General features: G+C 69.5%; 5 protein-coding genes and 1 pseudogene. All 6 read left to right on the top strand.

What is annotated here, in order from left to right; all coding sequences use genetic code 11:
- Positions 1 to 758, top strand: a pseudogene (locus tag QRN67_RS21145) (hypothetical protein); the annotation flags it as partial.
- A gap of 84 nt (positions 759 to 842) precedes the next feature.
- The gene (gene pal / locus QRN67_RS21140) at positions 843 to 1,346 is read left to right on the top strand and encodes a peptidoglycan-associated lipoprotein Pal (RefSeq protein WP_106936825.1); all 504 of its coding nucleotides are present in this window, start codon (positions 843 to 845) and stop codon (positions 1,344 to 1,346) included.
- 106 nt (positions 1,347 to 1,452) lie between these two features.
- Positions 1,453 to 4,551: a glutamate ligase domain-containing protein gene (locus tag QRN67_RS21135; protein ID WP_285413421.1), complete on the top strand. Its 3,099-nt coding sequence runs from the start codon at positions 1,453 to 1,455 to the stop codon at positions 4,549 to 4,551.
- 369 nt (positions 4,552 to 4,920) lie between these two features.
- Complete coding sequence (locus QRN67_RS21130; RefSeq protein WP_285413420.1) at positions 4,921 to 6,738, top strand: peptidase domain-containing ABC transporter; 1,818 nt, start codon at positions 4,921 to 4,923, stop codon at positions 6,736 to 6,738.
- A 28-nt stretch (positions 6,739 to 6,766) separates the two neighbouring features.
- Positions 6,767 to 8,083 carry an HlyD family type I secretion periplasmic adaptor subunit gene (locus QRN67_RS21125; RefSeq protein WP_081270811.1) on the top strand — a complete coding sequence of 439 codons (1,317 nt, stop codon included), beginning with the start codon at positions 6,767 to 6,769 and terminating at the stop codon, positions 8,081 to 8,083.
- Positions 8,084 to 8,094: 11 nt separating this feature from the next.
- Entirely contained in the window at positions 8,095 to 9,660 is a 1,566-nt protein-coding gene (locus QRN67_RS21120; protein WP_253820010.1) for a TolC family protein, read from the top strand.
- Positions 9,661 to 9,673: the final 13 nt, after the last annotated feature.

Here is a 9,673-nt window from a genome sequence, read left to right as displayed (position 1 = left end):
AAGGCGGCCTGCTCGGCGGCGTGCTGGGCGACAACGGCGTCCTGGGTGGCGTGCTTGGCGGCAGCGAAGGCGGCCTGCTCGGCGGCGTGCTGGGTGACAACGGCGTCCTGGGCGGCGTGCTCGGCGGCAGCGAAGGCGGCCTGCTCGGCGGCGTGCTGGGCGACAACGGCGTCCTGGGTGGCGTGCTTGGCGGCAGCGAAGGCGGCCTGCTCGGCGGCGTGCTGGGTAGCGACGGCGTCCTGGGTGGCGTGCTCGGCGGCAGCGAAGGCGGTCTGCTCGGCGGCGTGCTGGGCAGCGACGGCCTCGTGGGCGGTCTGCTCGGCGGCGGCAGCGGCTCGGACGGCCCGCTCGGCGGCGTCGTCGGCAACGACGGCCTGGTCGGCAGCCTGCTGGGCAACGACGGCCTCGTCGGCGGCCTGCTCGGTGGCCTGCTGGGCGGCAGCAACCCGGTGGCCAACATCCTGCAGCCGGCGACGAGCGCCGTCAGCGGCGTGACCGACACCGTCAGCTCCGTGGCCTCGAACGCCACGCACGCGGGTTCCGACGCGACGGCGCCGGTGACCGACATCCTGGCGGGCTCGTCGCATGCGGCCGCACCGGTGACCGATGTCGTCAGCAGCGTGGTGAACACCGTGGAGCACACGGCCGCGCCGCTGGTGAACGAAGTCGTGACGCCGATCACCAGCCTGGTCGAGCACAGCCCGGCCGGCAGCGCGCTGTCGCCGGTGACCAACATCCTTCACGGCCTGCTGGGCTGATCCACAAGAACAGCAGAAGGAGGGGTGGGGAGCGGAAGCACCAGGGACAGGCCGCCACCGGCCTGTCCCGCGAAAGGATTGGATATGAAAAAGAATTTCCGGATACTGGCCATCGTCGCACTCGGAGCCATCCTGGTCGGCTGCGCGGCCCCCAAGACCGGTCGCGACGATGCGACCTACTACTACTCGAACAAGGCCACCAGCGCGGTGCCGAGGGTGGAGCCCGCTGCGCCGCCGCCGGTGCAGAACGGCCCGGCGGGCGTCTCGAAGATCGTCTACTTCGACTTCGACAAGTACAACATCAAGCCGGAGTACATGAAGATCGTCGAGGCGCACGCGAGCTACATGCGCAACCGGACGTCGAGCCGGGTCGTCATCGAAGGCAACACCGACCAGCGCGGCGGCCGCGAATACAACCTGGCGCTGGGCCAGCGCCGTGCCGACGCCGTGCAGCGCGCGCTCACGCAACTGGGCGTGCCGGCCGAGCGCATCGAGGCCATCAGCTGGGGCACGGAGAAACCCGCGTCGCTCGCAACCACCGAGGAGGGCTATCAGCTCAATCGCCGCGCCGAATTCAGCTACCGCTGAAGCCGGTGCCACGCGATGACTTCGACGGCAGTTTCCGGTCCGCGCAAACGTCGAGGCATGGGCAGATGACGGGCGCGACCGGTTTCCCGCATTCGATCGGGGCCGCATGATGTCTTTCCAGGATCAGCTCCATGCCTGCCATGAACGCCTGGTGTCGGTGTGCGCGGCATTGCCCGCCCCGTACCCGGCGTTCACGCTGTTCTTCTCGGTCAGCGACGGTTCGCAGCGTGCCCACGTGGTGCATGCGCGCGCCGCCGACTTCGAGACGGCATGGCGCGAGGGCGCGGAGTCCGTCGGGCGCTGGGTGCGCGAGCGCGGCATCGTGTCGCCGTGGCTGCGCATCGACTGGGTCGAGGGCGCGAGCCCGATGGAGTGGGTGCAGTTCAAGACGCAGCTCACCGCGGTCAAGCGCAACTACTTCCGCCTCGGCCTGGCCTTTGACCAGGACTTCGAGCTCGCCTTCACCGAGCAGGAGCTCAACGCCAACGCCATGCTGTGCGGCGATTCGACCATCGCGCACTCGGTGGTGAATCTGCGCAACTTCGAGGTCTACGGCCTGGCCCGCTTCGAGCGCGCGCCGCCGCTGGACATGCCGGCCGAACATCCGGTCTACCTGCTCGCGATGGTGGGCGTGTTCTGCCAGCCCGACGGCGTGGTGCACAAGCTCGTCGGCACGGGGCTCGACGCGGGCCGGCGGCAGCTGCCGGCGCTCAACCCGCAATCGGTGCTCGACCTCGTGCGCAGCGGTTCGGCTTACCTCGCGCGGCAGGTGCAGAGCGACGGGCTGTTCGTGTACGGCTACTTCCCGTGCTTCGACCGGCGCATTCCGACCTACGACGCCATGCGCCACGCGAGCGCGGTCTACGCCATGCTCGAGGCATGGGAGCTCACGCGCGACGAGACCCTGCGCTCGGCCATCGACCGCGCGATCGACCACCTGACCAGCTGGCTGATCCGCGACTACACGCTGCCCGACGGCCGCGCCGCGGCCTTCCTGGTGGACACCGGCGGCGAGATCAAGCTGGGCGGCAACGCGGCCTGCGTGCTCGCGCTCGTGAAGTACTGCGAGCTGATGGATACGCGCCACTGGCTGCCGCTCATCGACAAGCTCGCGCTCGGCATCGCGTCGCTGCAAGACCCGGAGACCGGCCGCTTCAACCACGTGCTGCATGCGACCGACCTGTCGGTCAAGCAGGCCTCGCGCATCATTTACTACGACGGCGAGGCGGTCTACGGCCTCATGCGCCTGTACAGCCTCACGCGCGACCCGCAGTGGCTGGCGGTGGTCGAGAAGGCCTTCGACTATTTCATCGCGGGCCAGCAATGGCAGTCGCACGACCACTGGCTGAGCTGCTGCGTCAACGAGCTCACGCACTGGAGCCCGCAGGAGAAGTACTTTCGCTTCGGCCTGCAGAACGTGGCGGGGTACCTGGACTTCGTGCTCGACCGCAAGACCACGTTTCCGACGCTGCTGGAGCTCATGCTGGCCGCGCAGCAGATGCTGCAGCGGCTCGAGGGCATGCCCGCGATGCGGCACCTGCTCGACGAACTGGACACCGAGAAGTTCTACCGCGCGCTCGACTACCGCGCGCACTACCTGCTCAACGGCTTCTTCTGGCCCGAGATGGCGATGTACTTCCGCCGGCCGTCGACGGTGGTGGGGTCCTTCTTCATCCGGCACCACTCGTTCCGCGTGCGCATCGACGACGTGGAGCAGTACGTGTCGGGCTTCGCGGCCTACCACCCCTACCTGCTGGAGCGCCGCGCACTGGCCGCCGCCAGCGGTACCGGCGGCGCCCCCGCCGGCAACGGCGCGCGCGACGACGGCCCAGCCTGGACCGCGAGCGAGATGGCGCGCGTCACCGGCGGCGAGTGGGTCGTCAAGCCCGAGGACGGCTGGCGCGCCAGCGGCGTGACGCAACGCTCCTTCATGCGCAAGGGCCGCGTGGTGTTCGACCACCAGACGCGCCCGTCGAAGACGCCGCTGGCGGCCGTCACGCTCAAGGGCGTGCTGCAGCCGGCCGCCGCGGTGCTGTGCACCGACCCCAAGCCGCACCTGGACAAGCGCGTGCCGGTGCTGAAAGTGCAGAACGTGCTGCAGTCCGTGCTGCTGCTGGGCGACCATGCGCGCTGCGAATTCACCGGCCGCGTGTGCGGCGTGCTCGGCAGCGGCGCCGGCAGCGGCACCGTCACCGCCATGCTGGCCGGCGCGCTCACCGTGTGGGGCGAGGTCGCGCAGCCCGAAGGCAACATCAGCCTGCCTTCGGGCATCGCCTGGAACATGACCTGCATGCCGCGGCACGCGGCCTACTGGGTGATGGAGATGGGCGCGTCGCAGATGCCGGCATCCGCGCAGCTGGTGCGGCCATCGCTCGTCGTCGTGACCGGGCTGTCGGCCGCGTCGCAGAAGCACCGCGGCCCTTCCGAAGCGGCCGCGCGGCTGGACAGCCGCATCTTCCAGTCGATGAACCCGGGCGACAGCGTGGTGCTGAACCGCGACATGCCCGAGTTCGCGACCTTCGCCGACGCCGCCATGACGCAGCAGCTGCAGATCGTGACCTACGGCGAGCACAAGGACGCCGACGTGCGCCTGCTCGCCTTCGACCACGGCGAGGTGCAGGCGCTGGTGGCGGGCGAGCCCTTCCAGCTGCGGCTCAACGCGCCGGGCCGGCACATGGGTGCGAGCGCCATCGCCGCGCTCGCCGCGCTGCAGGCGCTGCGCCTGCCGCTGGCCGCGGCGGTCGAGCCCTTTGCGCACTTCGAACCGCCGGGCGGGCGCGGCGCGCTGCACACCATTCACATCGGCGGCGGCAGCTTCAAGCTGATCGACGAGACCTACGACGCCAACCCGAGCTCGATGCGGGCCGCGCTGGAGATGCTGTCGCAGGCCCCCTGCGAGCCGGCGCGCCGCGTGGCGATCCTTGGCGACATGCAGGAGCTCGGCCCCGCCGCGCAGCGCCATCACCTCGACCTGGAGGCCGAGCTGCTGGCCTCGCAGCCCGATCGCGTGCTGCTGTGCGGCCCGCTGATGCGGGCACTGCACACGCGCATTCGCACCAAGGTGCGATCGCACTGGTTCGTCGATGTGTCCGACCTGTCCACCGCGCTCGGCGGCCTCGTGCAGCCGGGCGACTGGGTGCTGGCCAAGAGCTCGGCGGGCATCGGTCTTTCCCGGCTAGCCCGGGTCTTGAAAGCATTGCCATGAGATGGAACGCGTTATTGCATTCGCCCTACGAACATGAGGCATCGGCAGCACCGCGGCGCTGGTGGCTGGGCTGGCTCCAGCTGCTGTGCGCCTGGGTGCTCTGCATGCTGTTGTGCGCCAACATCGCATTGGTGTTCGCAGAGGGTTTGCCCTATCAGGCGAAGGCCGTCAGGTCAGGGAGTCCGGCCGGTTGCGCGGTTACGGGAAGCGCCGCGCAACCGGGACCGGAGCAGTCCGTGAAAGCCATTCCGTCGAAGGTGCGAATGCCTGTGTGCTGAGTCGCGTCGAGAGTGAATTTTTGCCTTGTAACAGCTGGGTAACAGTTGATAATGAGACAGGCGTCATTGCCCGACGGATCGGCTTTTTCCCATGATCAAGTTCCTCTTGCCCAGCCAGCTGGTTGCCGACACGCCAGACGAACCTGGTGCCAGCCCCTATGCGGGCGCGCTGCATGAAGCGTTTCGCGCGGCGTATCCGCTGGTCAAGGGCGCGGCGTGGCGCTCGCTGCCCATCAGCCTGTTCGGGCTGCTGCCTTCGATCTTCCTGCTGCAGGTGTACGACCGCGTGCTGTCGCGCAGCGGCACGTCGACGCTCGCCGCGCTGGTGAGCGGCATCTTCTTCTTCCTGTGCATCGAGTTCTGGCTGCGCACGCGGCGCTCGCGCCTGCTGCGCAACGCGGGCGCCATCATCGACCACGGCGTGTCGGGTGCCTTGCTGAACTCGATGCTGTCGCGCCCGCTGCGTGCGCTGGAGTCGCGGCCCGCTTCGTCGTGGCAGCTGTACTTCCGCGACGTGGGTTCGGTGCGCGGCACCGTCACCGGCGGCCTCGCGCAATCGATCTTCGACCTGCCCATGGCCGTCTTCGCGCTGGTCGTGATCGGCATCGTCGCGCTGCCGGTGCTGCCGGTGGTGGCCGTGTTCCTGGCCATCATGTCTTTCCTGGCGTGGTGGTGGGCCGACGAAGTGCGCACCGGCCGTGTGGAAGAAGTGCAGCGCGGGCGCGGCCTGGACCGCATCACCTCCGAGATCTGCCATGCGCGCGAGACGCTGAAGACGCAGGCCAACGACGGCCCCACCATCGAGACGTGGCGCCAGGCCTACAACGCCTGGCTCACCGAGAGCTTCACCAAGAACGGCCAGATCGAAACCGCGCGCGACGGCACCACCGTGCTGCTGACCGTGTTCTCGGTCATCGTGGTCACGGTGGGTGCGGTGTCGGTGATGGAGCAATGGATGACGGTGGGCGGGCTGGTCGCCTCCAACATGCTGGCGCTCAAGGCGCTGCAGCCGGTGGCCGGCCTGGTGTCGAACTGGCGCTCGCTGGCCACCGCGAAGGAAGCCGCCAAGCGGCTCGAAACCGTGCTGCGCGAGCCGGTCGAGAAGCCGCCCACGGGCATGGAACTGCCGCAGCCGCTGGGCCGCGTCACGCTGCGCGACGTGAGCTTCAGCTTCACCGAGACAGCGCAGCAGCCGGTGCTGGAAAACGTCGACCTCGACATCGGCCCCGGCGGGCTGCACGTGATCGTCGGGCGCAACGGCGCGGGCAAGTCGACGCTGGTGAAGCTGGTGTCGGGCCTGTACACGCCGACGCGCGGCACCGTGAGCATCGGCGAATACGACCTCTCGCAGTTCGGCCGCGAAGAGCTGTCGCGCTGGATCAGCTATCTGTCGCAGGAGGTCTACTGGTTCGGCGGCGCGCTGGTCGACGTGATGCGGCGCGGCGCGCCGGGCCAGAGCGACGAGCAGATCGTCGCGGCCTGCAAGCTCTCCGGCGCGCATGACTTCATCTCGCGCCTGCCCGACGGCTACCGCACGGTGGTGGGCGAGGGCGGCACCGGCTTCTCCGTCGGCGAGCGGCGCAAGCTCGCGCTGGCCATGAGCTTCCTGCGCAAGCCGTCGGTGCTGGTGCTCGACGAGCCCAGCAACGACCTCGACTTCCAGAGCGAGCGCAACCTGCTCGCCACCATGCTCGCGGTGGCCAAGGTGCGCACCGTGGTGGTGGTCACGCACTCGCTGCGCATCGTTTCCGCGGCCTCGGTGGTCTATCACGTGACCGGGCAGGGCAACGTCGAGCAGGGCTCCGCGGCGGTGATGGTGCCCAAGCTGTTCGGCGTGAAGAAGCCGCTGGTGGCGGTGGGTGACAGCGAAGACAGCGCGGGGGCCGCGGCCACCCGCTCCATGGCGTGAACACGACAAGCGACGGGGGCCGCAAATTTTGAAATCAGATCTGCCGCAGATATTGCAGGACGAACAGGACAGGCGCGCGGCGCAGACGTCGCCGAAGGGACGGCGGCGGCAATGGATCATCGGCGGGGCGGTGGCGGTGCTGGCGCTGGTCGGCCTAGGCTTTCCCATGGAGACCGTGGTCGTCGCCCCGGGCCGTGTGATTCCTTCCGACCGCGTCAAGGCCATCCAGCATCTGGAGGGCGGCATCGTCAGCAGCGTGCTGGTCAAGGAAGGCGACAAGGTCAAGACGGGCCAGCCGCTGGTGGAGATCGACCTGGGCGGCAGCGGCCTGAACCTGGAAGAACTCACGGCGCGCTACGCGGCCACGCAGGCCACCCGCGTGCGGCTCATGGCCGAGAGCCGGGGCCAGCCGCTGCGCCGCGATTCCTTCGCCAAGGACATCGACGAGGGCGTGTTCGAAGGCGAGACTGGCGCCTACCAGGCGCGCGCACTGGAGCAGCGCGGCGTCATGGCGGGCGCGGTGTCGGGACTGGAGCAGGCACGCAGCAAGAAGCTGGAGCAGCAGGCCAAGGTCAAGGGCCTCGGCGACCGGCTCGCGCTGATGCAGAAGGAACTCGAGATTTCCGAGCAACTGCTCAGCGAGAAGCTGGTCGGCCAGGTCGAGGTGCTCGAGAAGCGGCGCCAGGTCGAGAGCGTGCGCAGCGAACTCGCGGTGGCGCGGCAGGGCGTGGTCTCGGCCGACGCCGCCATCACCGAGGCGCAGGCCAAGATGGCGGAGGCGGAGGGCCGCTTCCGCCGCCGCGCGTCGGACGAGCTGGCCACTGTCGAGCGCCAGTTCGCGAGCCTGAGCGAAGACCTCGCGCGTGCCCGCACGCAGCGTTCGCGCACGGTGGTCAAGGCGCCGTCGGACGGCATCGTCAAGGGCCTGCGCAACTCCAGCCCCGGCTGGGTGGTGAAGCCGGGCGAGTCGATTCTCGAAGTGGTGCCCGACGAGGACGAGATCATGGTCGAGGCGCGGCTCAACCCGAACGACCGTGGCTTCATCGAAGTGGGGCAGACGGCGCGCGTGAAGATCACCGCCTACGACTACCTGCGCTACGGCGCCGTCGACGGCAAGGTCAAGCTCGTGGCGGCCGACGCCGACCGCGACCCGGCCATCTCGAACGGCGCGCCCTACTACCGGCTGCTCATCAGCATGTCGCAGTCGCACGTGGGGCGCGACGAGAACCGCATCACCGCCGGCATGGAATCGGAAGTGGACCTGCGTGTCGGCACCGATCCGTTCATCTGGTACATCCTGCGACCCGTGCTCAAGCTGCGGCGCGAAGCCTTCCGCGAACCATGAGGAACGCCCCCTTGAACAGCCGGCGCCGCACAGGCACCGGCGTGGTGTGCGCGGCGCTGTGCGCCAGCTTCGCGCTGCCGCCCGCCGCCTTCGCGCAGGAACAGCAACAGCAGGAAGCGCTGCAGGAGCCGCCGCCGCCGCTCGTGCTCGCGCGCAGGCTGTCCGCGCCATCGCTCGGCGCGGCCAGCTATGCGCAGCAGGTGAAGCAGGCACTGGTCGCGCTGTCGCAGGAATACCCCGAAGTGCAGACGGCCCAGGCGGCCGCCAACACCAGCAGCTACAGCGTCGATGCCGCCAGGCAGGCGCGCTATCCGCGCTTCAAGATCGGTACGTCGTCGGGCAACTACAACAGCGGCCTGGCCGGCGCCAGGACGGAGGGCTACACCGTGCTCACCGCCGAGGCCCGCATGAGCCTGCTCGACGGCGGCGCCATGAGCGCGGCGCAGCGCGCGGCCGAAGCCGGCAACCAGGCCGACGACGAGGCCGTCGTCACCACCTCGCAGAAGGTCGTGCTGGATGCGCTGACCGCCTACCTGCAGGTGCAGCGCTACGACCTCAAGAAGCAGATCGCGCACAAGGCCACCGAGGTGGTCGCCGAACTTTCCAAGGCCGAGGCCCGCCGCGTCGCGCTGGGGGTGACCGGCGACAACGACCTCAACATGGCGGCCTCGCGCCGCGCGCTCGTGGCCGCGCGCGAGTCCGACTTCCAGGCCCAGCGCGACGAGGCCATGGCCAAGTTCCGCAACTACTTCAAGTTCTCGCCCAACGTGGAGTCGCTGCCCGTGCTCGCCGCGCCGCCGCAATGGCGCATCGGCTCGCAGGAAGAGGCGCTGCGCCGCGCCGAGGCACGCAGCACCGAGATCGCCGAAGCCCAGGGCCGCATCGAGCGCGCGCGCGCGCTGGCCGACCAGCAGGACGCGAGCCTCTACCCGACCCTCGACGCCGTGGTGGTGAAGAGCCGCGATCCGCGAGGCGTGTCGCCGCAGGACCCGACGCGCGCGGCCTTCGAGCTCAACTGGAATTTCGGCAACGGCTTCGACCGGCAGTTGCGGCTGAAGTCCGCGCTCGCCGAAGTCGCGAACCAGGAGGCCAAGCTTGACGGCGTGAAGCTCAACCTGTTCGAACTCACCTCCGCCTCATGGGCGCGCACTGTGTCGGGCCGCGAGCGCGAGCGGCAACTGATGGAAGCCGTGAGCACATCGGGCCAGGCCTTCCGCGGCCGCCGCCGCCTCATGGAATTCGGCCGCGAGACCCTGCCCAAGGTGCTCGATGCGCAACTCGACTACTACACGCTGCTGTTCGACTACGTCGACGGCGTGTTCGACCTGCGCATCTCGGAGCTGCGCCTGGCGCGCACGACCGGCGAACTGCGCATCGACCCCGCGGGCACGAACAACTGGATCGACCGGCTCTTCGGCGCGCCGAGCCGGCCTGCCCTGACCGAGGACGGCCTGCTGGCCGCGCTGTGCATCTCGAGCAACACCGCCTGCGCGAGCGAGCCGGTGGTCGAGCGCGCCGCGGGCCCCGGGGGCGCGGGCTCGTCGCTGCGCAAGGCTCCGCGGCTGTCGATCCCCTGAGCGTCGGCGCCGG

The sequence above is a fragment of the Variovorax sp. efr-133-TYG-130 genome (assembly GCF_030208835.1).
GTDB lineage: Bacteria > Pseudomonadota > Gammaproteobacteria > Burkholderiales > Burkholderiaceae_C > Variovorax.
The sequence above is the reverse complement of the archived record's forward strand: the minus strand, read 5'-3'. Positions and strand labels throughout refer to the sequence as shown.